Raw genomic sequence first — 17,543 nt, 5'->3', positions numbered from 1 at the left:
CCAACGTCAATTACATGATCTTGCCGTCGGCGAAGGCCTTGCGGACTTCTTCACGCTCGGCATCCGGAGCCGGAACGAGGCCGTATTCAGCCAGCGGGCTGTCGGGGCCGATCATGTCGTCGCTCGTGAAGAACTCGACATATTCCTTAAGGCCCGGGATAACGCCGAGATGCGCCTTCTTGACGTAGAAGAACAGCGGGCGCGAAACCGGGTATTCGCCGGACGCGATCGTCTCGGTCGACGGAACGATGCCGCTGACGGTCGCAACCTTCAGCTTGTCGGCATTGTTTTCGTAGAAGGAAAGGCCGAACACGCCAAGGCCGGTCTTGTTGGCGGCGATGCGGGCCAGCGTTTCGGTGTAATCGCCGTCGATGTCGACAGCCAGACCGTCCTTGCGAACGGCGATGCACTTGGCATGCTGTTCCTTCTCATCGGCAACGGCAGCCTTGATCACGTCGAGAGCGCCGGTGGCCTTGCAGCCTGCAGCGAGCATCTTTTCGTCGAAAACTTCGCGGGTGCCGTGCTTTTCGCCCGGGATGTAAGCGGCGATTTCAGCGTCCGGCAGGTCCTTGTTGACTTCCGACCACTTCTTGTAGGGGTTGGCGACGAGCTTGCCGTCAACGACGACCTCAGCGGCGAGCGCGAAGTAGAGGTCCTTCGGCTCGAGCTTCAGGTCGGCATTGCCGCTGTCGGTTGCGAAGACGATGCCGTCATAGCCGATCTTGACTTCCTGGATCTCGGTAACGCCGGCTGCCTTGCAGGCTTCGATTTCGCTGTCCTTCATCGGACGCGAAGCGTTGGCGATGTCCAGCGTCTCCGGGCCGACGCCCTTGCAGAATTCCTTGAGGCCGCCGCCCGTGCCGCCGGATTCGACGATCGGGGTCTTGAAATCGGGGAAGGTCTCGCCGAACGTCTCGGCGACGATCTTGGCATAGGGAAGAACGGTGGACGAGCCGGCGATCTGGACCTGATCGCGCGCAACGGCAACGCCTGCGAAAGCGGCGGAGGCAACGAGCGCCGCGAGGGTGAGCTTAAGAGATTTCATCTGGGTTCTCCCGAAGAGGACGTGTGTGGAAAGCGCTGTTTTCGCGCTGTCTGCCGTTGACCGGCGGCTCTTCTCTAAACCCCGGACGCCCTCTCTTTTATGTCAGTTTCGCGAAACATTTGTGACACACCAAGCACCTGAAAATATTCAGGAATTTTCAGCGAAACGACAGGGCGGCATCCCTTTATGTCAAAAACGCACGGTAAAGACCGTGCCCTTGCCCACCTCGGACTTCACAACCAGGCGTGCCCGGTGGCGGGTCAGGATATGTTTGACGATGGCAAGGCCGAGTCCTGTGCCCTTCTTGGACCGGCTCGCTTCCACGTTAACCCGGTAGAAACGTTCGGTGATGCGCGGGACATGTTCGGGTGGAATGCCCGGACCATAATCGGTGACCGACAATTCGACCGGCGCATCGCCGCCGCCCGTCAGCGCCACATCCACCCGCTTGCCTTCCTGGCCATATTTGCAGGCGTTCTCGATGAGGTTCTCCATGACCTCGACCAGCTCGTCCCGGTCGCCATTGACCACGACGGCGTGGGTGGGCAAGGCGAGCGCGATCTCGACCCCGAGGTCGCTTGCAAGCGGCTGCAGGCTGTCGCGCACATGGGCGATCAGCGGCACGAGATCCACCGTCTGGTCGGGCGTGAGGTTCGAGCGCAGCTCAAGGCGCGACAGGGAAAGCAGGTCGTCGACGAGACGGCTCATGCGCGTCGCCTGCTCGTGCATGATGCCGAGAAAGCGATCATGCGCCTTCACGTCGTTCTTCGCCGGCCCTTGCAGGGTCTCGATGAAGCCGCGCAGCGAGGCGAGCGGCGTACGCAATTCATGGCTGGCATTGGCGATGAAGTCGGAGCGCATGCGATCGATGCGGCGCGCCTGCGAGACGTCGCGGAAGGTGAGCAGCCAAAGAGGCTCGCCAATGGCCGTTTCCGCCAGCGGCGCTACCCGCACGACATAGACCGTCTCGGACGGCAGGCGCTCGGCATGCTCCGTCTCGCGCGGCTGGCCGGCGGCGATAGCATCGCGCACCATGTCGAGAATTCCGGGCGCTCGGATGCGGCCGGCCAGATCGCTGCCGGCGGGGATCACGCCGAAAATCGCCTCGGCGGCGCGGTTCTGGAGTTTGATCGCCTCGCGGCTGGACAGAAGGATGGCCGGCGCATCGAGCGCACCGAGCACGGCGGCGACAGCGGCGAGTTCCTGCCTGTGCGGATCGGCCGACGGCGTCTCCGGCACCGCGACGGCGGAGGGGCCGACGGCCATCGTCCGGCCGGTCTCGACCATGCGCCTGTCGGTGCGCAGCAGGCCGGCAATGACAAGCAGCAGGACGGTGAACGACACCCAGCCCAGATGCAGGCCGGCAAGCCAGATCATAAATCCGACAAAAACCGCCGAGGCGATCAGAACCCGCACGCCCCATAATTGCGCTGCCAGCCAGCCGAAACCCGTCCGCTGATCCGAAACCGCCACCCATTCCCTCGCAAGCATTCTGTTCTCCGCGCCTCCACCGATTCTGGAGGAATAGCGCGGTTTCATGACATGTTTTTCACGGTACGCTTGAATTCGCAATGCGGTTGTGGCCACCTTCCGGTTTACGCGGCGTGAACCGCGCCCCGATTTGAAGGAGTGGACCATGGCGGAAAAGGCCGAAAGCCGGGCAGTGGAGCTGGATATTCACGGCAAGAAGCGGGTGTTCGATATCGACGATCCGAAGCTTCCCGACTGGATCGACGACAAGGCCTTCGGCTCCGAAGATTACCCCTATGACAAGAAGCTCGACAACAAGGACTACGAGAAGACGCTGAAGCTTCTCCAGATCGAGCTGGTCAAGGTGCAGGTCTGGCAGCAGAAGACCGGCACGCGCATCATGACCGTTTTCGAGGGCCGCGATGCCGCCGGCAAGGGCGGCGCGATCCACGCTACCATGTCCTACATGAACCCGCGATCCGCCCGTGTCGTGGCTCTCACCAAGCCGACGGAGACAGAGCTTGGCCAGTGGTATTTCCAGCGCTATGTCTCGACCTTCCCCACGGCGGGCGAGTTCGTGCTGTTCGACCGCTCCTGGTACAACCGCGCCGGCGTCGAGCCCGTCATGGGCTTCTGCACGCCCGCGCAATACGAGAAATTCCTTAAAGAGACGCCGCGCTTCGAGAAAATGGTCACCTCGGAGGGCATCCATCTCTTCAAGTTCTGGCTGAATATCGGCCGCGAAATGCAGCTCAAGCGTTTTCACGATCGCCGGCACGATCCGCTCAAGATCTGGAAGCTGTCGCCGATGGATATCGCGGCGCTTAACAAGTGGGACGATTACACGGAAAAGCGCGACCGCATGCTGAAGGAAACCCATACGGACCATGCGCCCTGGACCGTCGTTCGCGCCAACGACAAGCGCCGCGCCCGCATCAACCTGATCCGGCACATCCTCAAGACTCTCGACTACGAAGGCAAGGACAGACAAGCAATCGGCGAGATCGACGACAAGATCGTCGGCTCAGGCCCCGGTTTCGTGAAATAACGCCAGAGCTCACTCACCCGGCTGGATGCGGGCGGCATAGAGATTGACGCTCGCATCGCCACCGGTGACATCGCTGTTGATGAGAAGATGACCCGGCTCGCTGGGCGAGAGCGAGCGGTCGAACTCCACCTGGAACAGGATGTCGGTGCGCTCGGAGACAGTGAAGCGGTGGCGGCCGCAGCCGCCCATGGTGGAGAAATCGCACTCCACCGACACCTGCACCGGCTTGTCGCCTGCGGACTGGACCGTCAGCGCCACCGTCGAGGTCTTGCCGCCCATTTCGTTCAGTATCTCGGGCGAGACCTCGATGCGCACCGCGCCGTCGCGGTCCGGATTGGTAGAGGTGATGCGCACCGCCGGCCCCTCATTGGTGCTGACCGCCTCGAAACGGCCGGCAGCGCCCGCCGAGAGCTTTGCCGTATCGTCGGGCGAGAAGATCGCGCGCCAGTCGGCGGAGAAGCGGTTCTGCGTGTCGAGCGCCTTCTTGATCGGGTCGTCGCCGGAGAAATCCTCGCCCGCGACGGTGGCGGGCGGGGTCGAGTCGTCGGCACCGTTCTGCAGGTCCTTCAGCAGGCCGCTCGACTGCACCCACCAGGCCAGCGCGCCGAAGGCCGCGACCAGGGTTGCGACGACCAGCAGAAAGGAGAACAGCCGGCCGCGACGCTTGCGGGCCTTTGCCACGCGCTCGGGCTTGAAATCCGATGCCTCGTTGACGGTGGCGCTTTCGGCAGCGGGTCTCGCATCCCTGGCAAAGCCGTCGGCCCGCTCAGGCCGGATGCCACCGATATCGCTCGCTGCGGCCTCGCGGGCCTCGGCCCTCGGCTCTGCATCGAGTACCGGCTCCGGTCTGGTGTCCCGCTCGGTACGCAACTCAGGCCGCGGGCGCGCTTCGACGACCGGTTCGACGCGAACGTCACGAACCGGCGCCGGGGTGGCGGCAGCGCGCTCTTCCGCCTCGATTTCGTGGATGGTCGCTTCCAGCCGGTGGCGCTGGGCCGTGATCGTCTCGGGATCGTTGATCTCCTGCTTGCGCAGGCCCGCCTCCAGCGCGTTGCGCGCCGACTGGTAGATGCGTGCGCGAACTTCGGCATTCGCACGCTCAGAGCGCGCCAGCGCGTTTCTGATTGCCGTTTCCAGTCCGCTCACATGAGACCCTTCTGCGGAGCCGCCAGACGAGGCGGCCGTGATCCATCTGTGGAAAGAGCCCTTCTTTCCGGCTTTTGTTAGGTTTTGCGTAACGTTTACCGCACCATTGCGCAAGCCTTCCCGCCGAAACCGGCGCCCTTCGCCGGGGATAAGCGGACACCAGATAACGGATGGGCAGGCCATTACCTTCGGCCTAGGCAGATTGTTTCCCCACGGTCGCAGCACGCAGCCAAGCCCGCCCGTCTACTCAAACGTCCCGCAACGCCCTGCCAGCATCCACGCGCACGACACGCGACGCGTGACCGCCCCTCTTTTCACAGGCACTTCCCGCTGCTATTCTTTTGACGTTTTCGTAAACGTCAAAATCGGATTTGGATTTCCTCATGGCCCTGCCCGCGATCCTCAAGGACAAGCTGCGCCTGCCCGTCGTCGGCGCGCCGCTCTTCATCGTCTCGCACCCCGCGCTGACCCTTGCACAATGCAAGGCCGGTGTCATCGGCGCCTTCCCGGCGCTGAACGCGCGGCCGGAAGCCCAGCTCGACGAGTGGCTGGCGGAAATCACCGAGGGCCTTGCCGCGCACGACGCCAAACATCCCGACCGCCCGGCGGCCCCCTTCGCCGTCAACCAGATTGTCCACCGCTCGAACAAGCGGCTGGAACACGACCTGATGATGTGCGTGAAATACAAGGTGCCGGTGGTCATCTCCTCGCTCGGCGCCGTGCCGGAGGTGAATGCCGCGATACATTCCTATGGCGGCATCGTGCTGCACGACGTCATCAACAACCGCCATGCCAACTCGGCGATCCGCAAGGGCGCCGACGGCCTGATCGCTGTCGCGGCGGGTGCGGGCGGCCATGCAGGCACGCTCTCGCCCTTCGCGCTAATCCAGGAAATCCGAGAATGGTTCGACGGCCCCCTCCTGCTGTCGGGTGCGATCGCCACCGGCGGCGCGATCCTCGCCGCCCAGGCGATGGGCGCCGACATGGCCTATATCGGTTCCCCCTTCATCGCGACGGAGGAAGCGCGCGCCGCCGACGCCTACAAGCAGATGATCGTCGACAGCGCGGCCGCCGACATCGTCTATTCCAACTATTTCACCGGGATCCACGGCAATTACCTGAAACCCTCCATCACCGCCGCCGGCATGGACGCCGACCACCTGCCGGAAGCCGATCCGTCCAAGATGGACTTCGAAACCGCCACGACCGGCGCCAAGGCCTGGAAGGACATCTGGGGCTGCGGCCAGGGCATCGGCGCGGTAAAAGCCATCGGCCCCGTCGCGGACCTCGTCGCCCGACTGGACCGCGAATACCAGGCCGCCCGCACCCGCCTTTGCGCCGGCTGAGCCCGGCGCGGACAGAAACAGCGCGGGAAAAATGCGGAAGTTGAAACTCCCCGCTTGAATTCTCTTCGCATAGCGGTTATCAGCGCACCCATTCCGGCCCGATATGCTTCGGAGCCTTGGAAAGGCCGCTTTAGCTCAGTTGGTAGAGCACGTCATTCGTAATGACGGGGTCACGTGTTCGAGTCACGTAAGCGGCACCATTTTCCTTCAACGAATGCTGATTACCCCAAATGCACCTTTGTGCGCTCGTTTAGAGCCTTAACTCGGTTCCGTGATAGGAAGCTGCCGGCCGTACGGGAATGTCGATTTCCTCTGACCTTTCTACAGTGTCCCTTGTCGCGACGGCGCCTGCGACGTAATTTCTGCGTGATTTGTACGCTGGGCCCGGTTATGCGGGCGTTCCTGATCACTATGTCATCATTTCATCCAAGAATGCGGGTTGATGAGCATTGGGGACGTCCCGATGGAAGGAAGAACGATTGGCGGTTAGTGGACGGCGCTTTGATCTGAGGGAGCGTACACAGAGCATACATGAACGGTTGGACGCCGCCGTCGGCGGTTTCGATACGGTGGAGCAGTATCGGCGCTATCTGGCGGGACTTGGCAGGTTTCGCGCTGCCGTGGACGGCGCGTTGCAACACGTGATCTGGCCAGCCGGCTGGCGCTTTCGCCCAACTGCACTCGCTAAGACGCTTGAGGAGGATGCAATCGACCTCAACCTGTCGTTCCCGGAAGACCTTGATCCCGACATGGATCTTTCCGACGACAGTGCCCTGCTCGGCGCGCTTTACGTGCTGGAGGGCTCGACGCTTGGCGCCCGGGTTCTTCGGCAGAGGGCAGCGGCACTGGGGCTGGATGAGACTTTTGGCGCGCGGCATCTCGCCGTTATGTCAAAGGATATAGCGCAGTGGCAGTCCTTTCTATTACTCTTGGACGACGTGCAGACCTTCGACGTCGAGCGGGCAGCTGCGTCTGCCAACGCAGTCTTTGCCTTCGCCCTGCAATGCTTTGAAAGTGATGTCTTTGTCGCCCAATGAACCTGTCAATCTGGGTACTTGCGACCGAGAGCCCATTCACATTCCCGGCAGCATACAGTCGCATGGTTGCCTTCTGGCCTGCGATATCGGTCTGACGACGATCGAGCGCGTATCGGAAAATGCGCGGGCAATCCTGGGCTTCGAACGCGATCTGCTCGGTCGCGGTGTCGGTGACGTCCTCGGCCAGAAGCTGCTGCATGACCTGCGCAATGCGCTCGCAACCGCGTCGACGGCGGCGCGGCCAGCGCTCCTTCTGGGCGTAATGTGCGGTGAGCGTACCTTTGACATCGCGATCCACCACTATAAAGCCGCCGTTATCATCGAGTTCGAGCCGGCGCCTGCGGTCGGCCAGCCGCTGCATATCGCGCGTGAAATGATCGGCCGCATCAGCGACATCACCGATGTCGACCGCCTTGTGCAGCGCGCAGGCCGGATCGTTGCGGGTGCGACCGGCTACGACCGCGTCATGATCTACCGTTTCGAGCAGGACGGCGCGGGCAAGGTCGTCAGCGAAACGAAACGGGGCGATCTCGAGAGCTTTCTCGGCCAGTATTTTCCGGCAAGCGACATTCCTCAGCAGGCCCGAGCGCTCTATCTCAAGAACACGATCCGCGTGATTGCCGACGCCAGCGGCGAGCGGGTGCCCGTAACCCCGGTGCTGGACACCTCCGGCGAGCCGCTCGATCTCAGCTTTGCCCATCTGCGCAGCGTCTCCCCCATTCATTGCGAGTATCTGCGCAATATGGGGGTCGCCGCCTCCATGTCGATCTCGATCATTGTCGACGGCACGCTTTGGGGCCTGATTGCCTGCCACCACTATTCGCCGCTTGCCTTGCCCATGGCGCAGCGCGTGGCCATGGAGGTGTTTGGTGAATTCTTTTCGCTTCACCTGAAATCCCTCAAGGAGCGCCAGCGCGTCGCAGCCGTTGCCGGCACCCGCGAAGCCCTCGACCGTTTCCTCATTCTCTCGGCTCATCACGAGGATGTCGGGGCACTGCTTCGCCAGAGCCTGCAGGAATTCTCCCGGCTTCTGCCGAATGACGGGGTCGGCCTGATGTTTGACGGGAAATGGACGAGCCTCGGCGCCACCCCGCCGGAAGATGCGGTCGCCCATCTTCTTGACGTCGTTAGGATCGCCAGCGAAGGCCGCGTCTGGGCAACACACGCGCTATTGCAGAAGGTGCCTGAGGCCGCAGCCTATAGCGACCGCGTGTCCGGTCTGCTCGCCATTCCGCTTTCGCAGACGGGATCTGACTGTCTCCTGTTTTTCCGTAAGGAACTGGTGCAGACGCTGGACTGGGCGGGCAACCCTGAAAAGACCTACGAGACGGGGCCGCTCGGTGACCGGCTCACGCCCCGCAAGAGCTTTGCGATCTGGAAGGAAACGGTCAAGGCGCAGGCTCAGGTCTGGACGGAGGCCGAGCGGGAAATCGCCGAAATCGCGCGGGTTTCGATCGTCGAAATCGTTTTGCGCCACAACGAATTGATGGCTGGCGAGCGGCGCAAATCCGAAGTGCGGCAGCGCATGCTGAACCAGGAACTGAGCCATCGTGTGAAAAACATCCTGGCCGTCATCAAGTCGCTGGTGACGAGCCCGCAGCATCACAAGAGCAGCCTGGAGGACTATGTCGCCACGCTGCAGGGCCGCATCGAGGCCCTCTCGGTCGCCCATGACCAGGTGGTGCGCGGCGATGGCGGCGGCATTCTGGCCGATCTGCTGCAGGCGGAACTTCAGCCCTACCGGACGAAGGCGTCGACCGTCAGCTATTCCGGTCCGGCCATCTGGCTCGACAGCCGGGCCTTCTCCGTCATGGCGCTGGTGTTTCACGAGCTTGCGACCAATGCCGCCAAATATGGCGCCTTGTCGGTTGCGACAGGCTCGGTGGAGATTTCCTGGACGATGGCGAAGGAAACTGTCTGCGAAATTCGCTGGCGGGAGCAGGGCGGCCCCATCGTACACATTCCCGCGCGCAGCGGCTTCGGCAGCGCCCTGATCGAGCGCAGCGTCCCCTACGACCTCAATGGCGAAAGCGCGATCCGCTTCGAACCCGCGGGGCTGGAGGCGACCTTCAAAATCCCGCCGCCGCACGTGAAGCTCACCGCATCGAGCTCGGCATTGGCAATCGACACGCCGGACGATCTGTCCGCACGACCGAACGCCCTGAAGGCCGCTGATCCTTCCGTGCTCATCGTCGAGGACCAGATGCTGATCGCGCTGGACCTCGAGGCCATGCTGGCGGATGAGGGCCTGACGAAGGTCGCGACGACCAATTCCGTGAAGCAGGCAATGGCGCAGATCGACGCCAGCCCGCCCGATCTCGCCATCCTCGACATCAACCTTGGTCCGACGAATTCCTTCGCCGTCGCCGAAAAACTGCGCAAACGGGGCACGCCCTTCGTGTTTGCGACGGGCTACGGCGAGGGGGCGGAACTCCCTGAAGCCTTCACCGGCGTTCCCATCGTTCGTAAACCCTATAGCCGCAGCGCGATCGTGGCGGCACTCGCGTCTCTGATGTCGGCGTGAGCCTGGATTGACGCCAATGTTTGGCGATGGCGTGCGATTTGGCGTTTCCGTGCCTAAGCGGGCTGATGGCTCCGGAAAATGCGATCCGATCCCGCCTCGACGACCCAGGGGCGAGCAATACCGCCGAGGCTTTCGCCGACGGCGAGCCCCGCCTGGATGGCATCTTCATGGAAACCGGAGCCGAAATAGGAGCCGCAAAACCAGGTGTTCGATTGACCTTGCAAGGACCAGAGCTGCTTCTGCGCCGCAAGCGTCGCGGCATTGAACAACGGGTGCTGATAAAGGCCGCGCCAGAGGACCTTGTCTTCGGCGGGCGCATGCAGCGGGCTCAACGTCACGAAACGGGGTGACGTGTCGGGGATATCCTGGAGACGGTTCATCCAGTAGGTGACGCAGGGTTTTTTAGGGGCGGAGCCATCGCGGCCGGAGCTTGCCAGGTAGTTCCAGCTTGCCCAGACCCGCTTGCGGCGCGGCATGAGGCTTTCATCGCTGTGCAGCACAGTCTCGTTGTCGCCATAAGCAAAGGCCGTGAGAAGTTCCGCTTCTCGCTCCGAGCGGTCGGTCAGCATGCCGAACGCCTGATCGGCATGGGCGCCGATCACGACATGATCGAACCATTCCGGTTCTGCTCCCGGCACGGAAATCTCCACGGCACCGTTCACCCGGCGTATGGCGCTAACCGGCGCATTGGTGCGGATACGTTCGCGAAACGATGCGGTCAGTCGGTCGACATAGGTGCGGCTGCCGCCATCGACGGTGCGCCAGGTCGGTCGACGCACGAATTTAAGCAGGCCGTGGTTTTCGCAGAAGCGTACGAAGGAGATCGCCGGATAGTTGCCGATCTCAAGCGCCGGCGTCGACCAGATCGCGGCAGCCATCGGATAGAGGTGATCCTCGCGAAAGGCCCGGCCGAAGCCCGCGCCATCGAGATAGTCGTCGAGGCTAGCGAATGGATCGAGATTGCGAACACCGCTCGGGGCCTGGCGGTAGAAGCGAACGAGATCGCGCAGCATTGACCAGAAGCGCGGGCTTGCCAGATTGCTGCGCTGGGCAAAGAGGCCGGCAAGGTTCGTTCCTGCATATTCGAGCTGGCCCTTGTCCATCGATACGGCAAAGGACATGTCCGACGCCTTGGTCGGCACGTCCAGATGGGCAAACAGCGCCGTCAGATTGGGATAGGTCGTTTCGTTGTAGACGATGAACCCCGTATCGACGGGCATTCCCCCCGCGTCCACCGTGTTGCAATGTCCGCCGATGCGCGCCTGCGCCTCGAAGACCGTCACGTCATGCCGTTGCGACAAAAGCCAGGCCGCGGAAAGGCCTGCAATGCCCGTGCCGACGACCGCAATCTTCATAGGCCGGTCCGATGGAGGGAAGTGGCGCATGTCGATCCTTCTGCGGCTGTCGATTTGATTGGGGATTTTCTATAGCGTCTACGGATGCCGGCTCCTGGCGGATCACCGATTGCCACCTATTTCAGGACAGGTGATCCGCGTCAGAGAGCGCGGCGTAGAAGGACGCATGTATGACGCTTCGAACCCCATCGAGATTGAACGCAGGCCGGGCGGGCCGAGAGGCCGGCGGCTCGCCGTCGTGAGTTCGTCGGATATGCAGCAGGTGCCGTCGCCCGAAGCGCTGATTAGCCTGATGGCGCAGGTCGCCGAAGAGCGGGACCGGCAGGCCTTTGCATTGCTCTTCCGTTATTTCGGGCCAAGGCTGAAGACCTTCTTCCTGCGCTGGACGATATCGTCAGGCGTTGCGGAGGATCTGGTGCAGGAGACGATGCTGACGGTCTGGCGCAAGGCCTCCTATTTCGATCCGGCCCGGGCCGGTGTCGCAACATGGATCTTCACGGTTGCGCGCAATATCCGTATCGACCATCTGCGCCGCCAGCGCGATCCCGCAGCACTTCCGCCCGATCCCGAGGGCGCGCTGGAAACGGTTGAGGACGGATTGCTGGGCGCCGAACGCGATGCGCGGGTGCGCATGGCCCTGACATCGCTCTCCTCCGAGCAGCAGACGATCATCCGCCTGTCCTATTTCAGCGAGAAATCGCAGACCGAAATCGCCGATGAACTGGGCATTCCCCTCGGCACCGTAAAATCGAGAACGCGCCTGGCGATGAACCGCCTGCGCGGGCTGCTGGAAGACCAATCATGAGCCAGACCCATCACGCCACAGACGAGACCCTGATGCGCTATGCCGCCGGCACGCTTGCCGCAGGCCCCGCCATCGTCGTTGCGGCGCATCTTGCAAGCTGCCCCGCCTGCCGCGCGCGCGTCGGGACCTATGAAGCGATCGGGGGCGCCCTTCTTGAGGATATCGAGCCGACCGCGCTTTCGCCGACCGCGCTGAGCGACGTGATCGCCATGCTCGATGCCGAAGAGGACGCAGCGACATTGGTGCCGCCGCCGCTCGCGCCGCTTGAAATCGAGGGTATCCGCCTGCCGGAAGCCTTGCGCGGCTGCGATATCGGGCGCTGGCGCTGGATTGGTCCCGGCATGAAGATGAGCCGGGTCGGCGTGCCGCAGGATCTGGAGGCCAATCTGATCCTGCTCAAGGTCGGCCCGGGCCGCGCCTTGCCCGATCATGGGCATGTCGGCACGGAATTCACCTATATCGTCAAGGGCTCTTTCACCGACAGGTTCGGCACCTTCGAGCCGGGCGATCTCGCGGAGATGAATGAGGACGTCGAACACCAGCCCGTGGTGGATGCGGATGGAGACTGCATCTGTCTCGCCGCGATGGAGGGCAAGATGCGCTTCAAGAGCGTCATCGGCCGTATGCTGCAACCGATCTTCGGAATTTGAGCCATGGGACCGGCGGCGCTTTTCCTTCTTCTTGCCGCTGCCCTTTGTCTTGCCATGGCATCGGTATGGCTTGCTGTGTCGAGAGGCGCTCTCTCCGGCTGGGTCGATGCCGTCTGGTCGTTTCTTGTCGGGGCGGCCGGAATCGCTGCCGCCCTTGTTCCCGTCGATGGCTGGGCGGGAGACTGGCAACGCCAGGTCATGGTCGCCATTATTGCAGGGCTATGGGCCTCCCGGCTTGGCGCTCATATTGTCCGACGCACGCTGCACGGTGGAGAAGATCCGCGTTATGCGAGACTGCGAGAAGAATGGGGTGAGCGCTGGCGTTCTCGCCTCTTCCTTTTCCTGCAGATACAGGCTGCAGCTGCGCTGCTCCTCGCTGCGACGATCTTTCTTGCTGCACGCAATCCGGCTCCAGGCCTGCAATGGAGTGATTTTCTCGGGGTTGCCGTCCTATTCGTCGCCGTCTTCGGCGAAGGGCTTGCCGATGCCCAGTTGACGCGGTTTCGCGCAAATCCTGCCAACAGGAGCAAGGTTTGCGATGAAGGGCTGTGGAGCCTGTCGCGACACCCGAACTACTTCTTCCAGTGGCTGGGCTGGGCCGGATACGCCGTCATCGCCATTGGCCCTTCCGGCGCGTGGAGCTGGGGCTGGTTGGCGCTCGTTGGCCCAGCCTTCATGTACTGGCTGCTCGTGCATGTCTCGGGAATTCCGCCGCTCGAAGCCCATATGCGGCGCTCGCGCGGCATCGCCTTCGCCGCCTATGCCGATCGCGTCAATGCCTTCTGGCCCGGCCTGCCATCCAGGGAGAGATCGACATGAACCTCGCCTTTGCCGCGATCACCGCCGCCGAGCGCCTGCCGCTTCCCGATAGCGCCCTGCGCTTCGGGATTGGCCAACTCGTCGGCCGCACCCGTCGCCTGCTTGCCGGCAGCGTGGGTCCGACGGACGTCGATTTTGCAAGATCGATGGGTGCATGGCCGATTGCCGTTCACACCGATGACGCCAATGCCCAGCATTATGAACTGCCAGCGGATTTCTTCGCGCTGGCGCTCGGTCCACGCCGCAAATACTCCTCCTGTCTCTATCGCACAGCCAGCGCGACGCTTGCAGAAGCCGAAATCGCCGCGCTTGAAGAGACCTGCGCGCACGCGGACCTGACAGACGGGCAGGATATTCTGGAACTCGGCTGCGGCTGGGGCTCGTTGTCCCTGTTCATGGCGGAGCGTTACCCTGCCTCGCGAATCGTTTCCGTTTCGAACTCGGCCTCGCAGCGCGAGCATATCGAGCGGGAGATCAAGCGGCGCGGCTTTCGCAATCTGACCATCGTCACAGCCGACATGAACAGCTTTGCAGTCGACGACACCTTTGACCGAATCGTCTCGGTCGAGATGTTCGAGCACATGTCCAACTGGCAGGCCCTGCTGGCGCGCGCACGCAGCTGGATCCGGCCCGACGGGCGGCTCTTCCTGCATGTCTTCTCCCACCGCAAGACCGCGTATCGTTTCGACCATGCCGACAAATCGGACTGGATCGCCCAGCACTTCTTCACCGGCGGCGTCATGCCGAGCCATGGACTGGTGCGCGAATTCGGCGAGAGCTTCGTCGTCGAGAAGGATTGGCGCTGGAACGGCAAGCACTACGAGCGGACGGCGCGCGACTGGCTCGACAATTTCGATCGCAATCGTGACGCGATCCGCAATCTCTTCGAGGCGACATACGGCAGGGATGCCGCTTTGTGGATGCGCCGCTGGCGGCTGTTCTTCCTTGCGACCGCCGGGCTCTTCGGCCATGCCGACGGTGAGGAATGGGGGGTCAGTCACTATCGTCTGCGCCCCGCCGGCCAAAGGCAATGATGTCGCCGCTCGGCACTCTGGTCACCGCCATCAGAGGCTATATCCGCCATCCCGACCCTCGCGTAGCTGCGGCCAATGCGGTGGCTGTGCTGGTGGCGTCGAACCAGCCGTTCTATCCGCTCTATCTTTTTTGGCTGGTCGGTTCCGACATCACGCCGGCCTGGTTCACATTCCTTTCCACTCCGTTTTTTCTCGCGGTGCCGGCCGTCTCGCGTTGGAACGGAACTGCCGGCCGGGCATTGCTGCCGCTTGCCGGTATCGGCAATACGGTGCTTTCCGCCTGGCTCTTCGGCACGGCTTCAGCGGTCGAGATTTTTCTCATTCCGTGCGGCCTGCTCGCTTTATTGCTGTTTCGTCCGCAAGAACGCCTTGCCGGGTTTCTTCTGACGGCGCTGGCCTTTGGCGCCTACCTTCTGCTGCATGATGCCTATGGTCCACCGATGGCGACGTATGGCGCAAACGAATATGCCGCTCTTGCCCGCCTGAATGTCATGAGCGCGAGCGCCTTGACGGCGTTTGTCGCCGTGCTTTTCTCCAACCTCCTGGCAGACGCGGAACATTCAGCTGAAACGTCTCGCGGCAAGAAAACCGGCTGAGGCGCCGACAGCGGTCACGAAGGCACCCCATGGAATATCGGCGAGCGTGATGGCAAGTGGCCAGTCTTTCAACGTCGCCTGGTTGGTGAGGTCGTAGGTCGCATAGGCCACGAGGCCGAGCACCGCACCGTTCAAAGCAGCCTTGGCAAGCCCGCCGCCTTGCAGCGCCGGCAGGATCGCGAAGAAGACGATGCCTGCAATGTAGATGAGGTAGAAGCAGATCGCCGGGAGGAGGCGGAATTGCGGCTCGAGCCTGTCGCCCAGCAGCGGGCGGTAGAGCGTGTCGGCCATTGTCGTCAGCCAGATCGCATCGACGATGAGGAAGGCGATGCCTGCCGCCAGATAGGCTGTGATGATGGTTTTCATGCCGGTCGCTCCGAAAAGGGTCGTCCGTTTCTACGCCGTCCCGCTTGGGCCGGATCACTGCGGGTGAACCAAACGGTCTGCCTGTGCGTATAGAGAGTGAAGCTAGGAGGATGGATCGATGAAGCGACCGGTTCTGACTGCATTCGCCGCCCTGATGCTCACCGCCACCGCGTCTCAGGCACAGCAAGCCGCCGATCCCAGCGGCGTATGGCTGCGCGACGATGGGAATGCGCGCGTGCGTATCGCGCCATGCGGCGGCAATATCTGCGCGACCAATCTCTGGATTGGCGATACCAGCAAGGGCGAGGAGGCCGGCGATCGTCTCGTCATGTCGCTCAAGCCGAAATCGCCGGACACGCTTGCGGGAACGGCTTATGATGCCAAGCGCGACCGTACCTACTCGATTACCGTGCAGGTTTCCGAAAACGCGCTTTTGACCCGCGGCTGCATTCTCGGCGGCGTCCTTTGCAAGAACGTGCACTGGCAGCCTGCGAAATGACCGTTCCTGCAAGGGGCAGTGCATGAGGCCCGACCGGATCACCACTATGGCGGAGAACGGGCTGCCACCCGATGCTGCCGGCACGCTTTACGCCGGCAACGTCATGCATCAGCGCCTCACCCCTTTCGGCCACCGTTTCAGCTATACGGTCTTCTCCCTGCTGGTTGATATCGATCGGTTGGATGATCTCGCGCGCATGTCCCGCCTGCTGTCGGTCAATCGGCCGGGCATCCTGTCTTTCCGCGAAGGTGACCATGTCGAGGAAGATGGTGAGACGCTCCGCCAATTCGCCGACCGTCTGTTGGCGTGCGCGGGGCTCGAAAAACCGGCTGCTCGCGTCCTTCTCCTCGCCTATCCCCGCATGTTCGGTTATGTTTTCAACCCGCTGGCGACTTATTTCGCCTATGATGCCGAAGACAGCCTCATCGCCATAATCTATGCCGTTCGCAACACGTTCGGCGAACGCCACAGCTATGTCGCGCCGGTCCTGCCGGGTGAAAAAAGCCCGGCGGGGATCCGCCAGACGCGCACGAAAATCTTTCATGTCTCGCCCTTCATGGAAATGGGGCTTCGCTATCACTTCCGCATCCTGCCACCCGGCAAGACCGTGCGTGTGCGCATCCACGAAACCACCGGCAACGAACCGCTGCTTGCCGCCACTTTCAACGCGGATGCCGCCCCGCTGACGGACAGAAACCTTGCCAGCTACCTCCTGAAATTCCCCTTCATGACCCTGAAAGTGATAGGCGGCATTCATTGGGAAGCTTTGAAGCTTTTTCTGAAGGGTGCCCGCTTCCACAAAAGCCCACCGCCGCCACCCCTAGCCAGCTTTTGCGACGAAGGTGTTCATCGAAGCAGCAGGATGTGAAGCCTGGCAATGCTTCCTGCGGTTAGCCGATAGCAAGTGCCAAAGCGCTTGGCGATTTGGTGACGCCCGCAGGCTCGTCGTCTGAGCGTGTCGCTTCCGCTCCGGCGTGCGATATACCGCCTCTCCTTGCCGTTGAAACGGCATCTCTCACCATCGCAACTTTGGCGGAAGTCCGGGATAACGGTTTGCAAATGTTTTCTGGCCTGGACGTGGCCGAGCTTGCCTTTGTTTGATCATAATTTAGTTTCCTCTTGTAGGTGAAGGGCGGATCAAACTGCAAAGGGAGAACCCATGGGATTACTTGATGGACTACAGAATATCGTCGGTGATGCCCTGAGTGGAAAGCCGGTCGATCTCATGGCGGTGGCAGGGCAGGTCTTTCAGAATGCCGGCGGCCTTGACGGCATCGTCAGTCAGCTCAATCAGGCTGGGCTCGGGGAACAGGTTTCCTCGTGGATCGGAACCGGGTCGAACCTGCCGATTTCCGAAGACCAGATCAAAACCGCGCTGTCTTCCGAGACCCTGCGCAATCTGGCGCAGTCCTTCGGGGTCGACATGAATCAACTGCCCCAAATCCTTGCCGAACATCTGCCGAAGATGGTCGACACGGCCAGTCCGAATGGCACCCTGCCCAGCTAATCGTTCCCAATCGCAAGTCCTCCTCAAATAGGTGATATCATGACCAAGAAACTGGTTTTCATTGCTGCCGGAGCCCTTCTCACCGCGCTCGCCGCCGGCTCGCCCGCCTCCGCGCTGACGATGAAGGAATGCAGCGCCAAGTACAAAGCTGCCAAGGCGGACGGCAGTGCCGCCGACGTGAAATGGAACGACTTCCGCGCCAAATTCTGCGGAGCGGATGCGGCTGCGGCCGACGCCGCCGACGAAGCCGATATCGCGAAGACCCCTGAAAAGGAGCCGGCGAAATCGACGGCGAA

The 17,543-nt window shown here is 62.3% G+C and carries 17 protein-coding genes, 1 tRNA gene and 1 pseudogene; 14 read left to right on the top strand and 5 right to left on the bottom strand.

The genetic code is table 11. From position 1 onward, the window contains the following. Positions 1–10: 10 nt before the first annotated feature. Together ACOZKU_RS21770 and phoR are read right to left on the bottom strand one after the other, a co-directional pair. Positions 11–1,045, bottom strand: coding sequence for a substrate-binding domain-containing protein (locus ACOZKU_RS21770; protein WP_421580652.1), 1,035 nt, complete (start codon positions 1,043–1,045; stop codon positions 11–13). A 189-nt stretch (positions 1,046–1,234) separates the two neighbouring features. Beyond that, entirely contained in the window at positions 1,235–2,536 is a 1,302-nt protein-coding gene (gene phoR, locus ACOZKU_RS21765; RefSeq protein ID WP_421580651.1) for a phosphate regulon sensor histidine kinase PhoR, read from the bottom strand. A gap of 145 nt (positions 2,537–2,681) precedes the next feature. Between phoR and ppk2 the strand changes: the two genes are divergently transcribed. After that, positions 2,682–3,563 (top strand): polyphosphate kinase 2, encoded by an 882-nt coding sequence (gene ppk2, locus ACOZKU_RS21760; protein ID WP_421580650.1) that lies wholly within the window; start codon positions 2,682–2,684, stop codon positions 3,561–3,563. A 9-nt stretch (positions 3,564–3,572) separates the two neighbouring features. Here the strand turns inward: ppk2 and ACOZKU_RS21755 are convergent, their stop codons facing one another. Further along, positions 3,573–4,709: a biotin transporter BioY gene (locus ACOZKU_RS21755; RefSeq protein ID WP_421580649.1), complete on the bottom strand. Its 1,137-nt coding sequence runs from the start codon at positions 4,707–4,709 to the stop codon at positions 3,573–3,575. 383 nt (positions 4,710–5,092) lie between these two features. On the opposite strand from ACOZKU_RS21755, the gene ACOZKU_RS21750 reads away from it, so the two are divergent. The 4 genes from ACOZKU_RS21750 (at position 5,093) to ACOZKU_RS21735 (ending at position 9,616) form a co-directional block, all read left to right on the top strand. Beyond that, a complete protein-coding gene (locus tag ACOZKU_RS21750; RefSeq protein ID WP_421580648.1) occupies positions 5,093–6,055 on the top strand; it encodes an NAD(P)H-dependent flavin oxidoreductase in 963 nt (320 codons plus the stop codon). 124 nt (positions 6,056–6,179) lie between these two features. Beyond that, a tRNA-Thr gene (locus ACOZKU_RS21745) sits at positions 6,180–6,255 on the top strand. Between the two features lie 339 nt (positions 6,256–6,594). Continuing rightward, positions 6,595–7,092 (top strand): biliverdin-producing heme oxygenase, encoded by a 498-nt coding sequence (locus ACOZKU_RS21740; protein ID WP_314090210.1) that lies wholly within the window; start codon positions 6,595–6,597, stop codon positions 7,090–7,092. Beyond that, complete coding sequence (locus ACOZKU_RS21735) at positions 7,073–9,616, top strand: HWE histidine kinase domain-containing protein (protein WP_421580647.1); 2,544 nt, start codon at positions 7,073–7,075, stop codon at positions 9,614–9,616. Before ACOZKU_RS21740 ends, ACOZKU_RS21735 begins: the two co-directional genes overlap by 20 nt. Positions 9,617–9,669: 53 nt before the next feature. Here ACOZKU_RS21735 and ACOZKU_RS21730 read toward each other — a convergent pair whose 3' ends face one another. Continuing rightward, positions 9,670–10,971, bottom strand: a complete 1,302-nt coding sequence (locus tag ACOZKU_RS21730) for an NAD(P)/FAD-dependent oxidoreductase (protein ID WP_421580646.1) — start codon at positions 10,969–10,971, stop codon at positions 9,670–9,672. Between the two features lie 166 nt (positions 10,972–11,137). Between ACOZKU_RS21730 and ACOZKU_RS21725 the strand changes: the two genes are divergently transcribed. Genes ACOZKU_RS21725 through ACOZKU_RS21705 form a run of 5 tightly spaced genes read left to right on the top strand, consistent with a single transcriptional unit; the run spans position 11,138 to position 14,875 of the window. Next, positions 11,138–11,776 (top strand): sigma-70 family RNA polymerase sigma factor, encoded by a 639-nt coding sequence (locus tag ACOZKU_RS21725; protein WP_421580645.1) that lies wholly within the window; start codon positions 11,138–11,140, stop codon positions 11,774–11,776. Continuing rightward, positions 11,773–12,426 (top strand): ChrR family anti-sigma-E factor, encoded by a 654-nt coding sequence (locus ACOZKU_RS21720; RefSeq protein WP_421580644.1) that lies wholly within the window; start codon positions 11,773–11,775, stop codon positions 12,424–12,426. Before ACOZKU_RS21725 ends, ACOZKU_RS21720 begins: the two co-directional genes overlap by 4 nt. A 3-nt stretch (positions 12,427–12,429) precedes the next feature. Next, positions 12,430–13,245 carry a DUF1295 domain-containing protein gene (locus ACOZKU_RS21715; protein WP_421580643.1) on the top strand — a complete coding sequence of 272 codons (816 nt, stop codon included), beginning with the start codon at positions 12,430–12,432 and terminating at the stop codon, positions 13,243–13,245. Then, positions 13,242–14,279, top strand: coding sequence for an SAM-dependent methyltransferase (locus tag ACOZKU_RS21710; RefSeq protein WP_421580642.1), 1,038 nt, complete (start codon positions 13,242–13,244; stop codon positions 14,277–14,279). Before ACOZKU_RS21715 ends, ACOZKU_RS21710 begins: the two co-directional genes overlap by 4 nt. Beyond that, the gene (locus ACOZKU_RS21705; RefSeq protein WP_421580641.1) at positions 14,276–14,875 is read left to right on the top strand and encodes a hypothetical protein; all 600 of its coding nucleotides are present in this window, start codon (positions 14,276–14,278) and stop codon (positions 14,873–14,875) included. The genes ACOZKU_RS21710 and ACOZKU_RS21705 overlap by 4 nt, the downstream gene beginning before the upstream one ends. On the opposite strand, the gene ACOZKU_RS21700 is transcribed toward ACOZKU_RS21705, so the two are convergent. Continuing rightward, positions 14,840–15,241, bottom strand: coding sequence for a DUF2177 family protein (locus ACOZKU_RS21700; protein ID WP_421580640.1), 402 nt, complete (start codon positions 15,239–15,241; stop codon positions 14,840–14,842). The genes ACOZKU_RS21705 and ACOZKU_RS21700 overlap by 36 nt on opposite strands. A gap of 118 nt (positions 15,242–15,359) precedes the next feature. On the opposite strand from ACOZKU_RS21700, the gene ACOZKU_RS21695 reads away from it, so the two are divergent. The 4 genes and pseudogenes from ACOZKU_RS21695 to ACOZKU_RS21680 form a co-directional block, all read left to right on the top strand. Further along, positions 15,360–15,740, top strand: coding sequence for a DUF2147 domain-containing protein (locus ACOZKU_RS21695; RefSeq protein WP_421580639.1), 381 nt, complete (start codon positions 15,360–15,362; stop codon positions 15,738–15,740). A 22-nt stretch (positions 15,741–15,762) separates the two neighbouring features. Further along, entirely contained in the window at positions 15,763–16,608 is an 846-nt protein-coding gene (locus ACOZKU_RS21690) for a DUF1365 domain-containing protein (RefSeq protein ID WP_421580638.1), read from the top strand. 291 nt (positions 16,609–16,899) lie between these two features. Continuing rightward, complete coding sequence (locus ACOZKU_RS21685) at positions 16,900–17,247, top strand: YidB family protein (protein WP_314090241.1); 348 nt, start codon at positions 16,900–16,902, stop codon at positions 17,245–17,247. A 39-nt stretch (positions 17,248–17,286) separates the two neighbouring features. After that, positions 17,287–17,543: pseudogene (locus ACOZKU_RS21680) on the top strand (hypothetical protein); the annotation flags it as partial.

This window comes from Shinella sp. M31 (assembly GCF_049199205.1).
GTDB lineage: Bacteria > Pseudomonadota > Alphaproteobacteria > Rhizobiales > Rhizobiaceae > Shinella.
Note: the sequence above shows the minus strand (reverse complement) of the source record. Positions and strands in the feature narration are given on the sequence as shown.

Coding starts and splice junctions, on each gene's coding strand:
- ACOZKU_RS21770 (WP_421580652.1), bottom strand. CDS start 1,045: ATGAAATCTCTTAAGCTCACCCTCGCGGCGCTCGTTGCCTCCGCCGCT.
- phoR (WP_421580651.1), bottom strand. CDS start 2,536: ATGCTTGCGAGGGAATGGGTGGCGGTTTCGGATCAGCGGACGGGTTTC.
- ppk2 (WP_421580650.1), top strand. CDS start 2,682: ATGGCGGAAAAGGCCGAAAGCCGGGCAGTGGAGCTGGATATTCACGGC.
- ACOZKU_RS21750 (WP_421580648.1), top strand. CDS start 5,093: ATGGCCCTGCCCGCGATCCTCAAGGACAAGCTGCGCCTGCCCGTCGTC.
- ACOZKU_RS21735 (WP_421580647.1), top strand. CDS start 7,073: ATGTCTTTGTCGCCCAATGAACCTGTCAATCTGGGTACTTGCGACCGA.
- ACOZKU_RS21730 (WP_421580646.1), bottom strand. CDS start 10,971: ATGAAGATTGCGGTCGTCGGCACGGGCATTGCAGGCCTTTCCGCGGCC.
- ACOZKU_RS21725 (WP_421580645.1), top strand. CDS start 11,138: ATGTATGACGCTTCGAACCCCATCGAGATTGAACGCAGGCCGGGCGGG.
- ACOZKU_RS21720 (WP_421580644.1), top strand. CDS start 11,773: ATGAGCCAGACCCATCACGCCACAGACGAGACCCTGATGCGCTATGCC.
- ACOZKU_RS21715 (WP_421580643.1), top strand. CDS start 12,430: ATGGGACCGGCGGCGCTTTTCCTTCTTCTTGCCGCTGCCCTTTGTCTT.
- ACOZKU_RS21710 (WP_421580642.1), top strand. CDS start 13,242: ATGAACCTCGCCTTTGCCGCGATCACCGCCGCCGAGCGCCTGCCGCTT.
- ACOZKU_RS21705 (WP_421580641.1), top strand. CDS start 14,276: ATGATGTCGCCGCTCGGCACTCTGGTCACCGCCATCAGAGGCTATATC.
- ACOZKU_RS21700 (WP_421580640.1), bottom strand. CDS start 15,241: ATGAAAACCATCATCACAGCCTATCTGGCGGCAGGCATCGCCTTCCTC.
- ACOZKU_RS21695 (WP_421580639.1), top strand. CDS start 15,360: ATGAAGCGACCGGTTCTGACTGCATTCGCCGCCCTGATGCTCACCGCC.
- ACOZKU_RS21690 (WP_421580638.1), top strand. CDS start 15,763: ATGAGGCCCGACCGGATCACCACTATGGCGGAGAACGGGCTGCCACCC.
- ACOZKU_RS21685 (WP_314090241.1), top strand. CDS start 16,900: ATGGGATTACTTGATGGACTACAGAATATCGTCGGTGATGCCCTGAGT.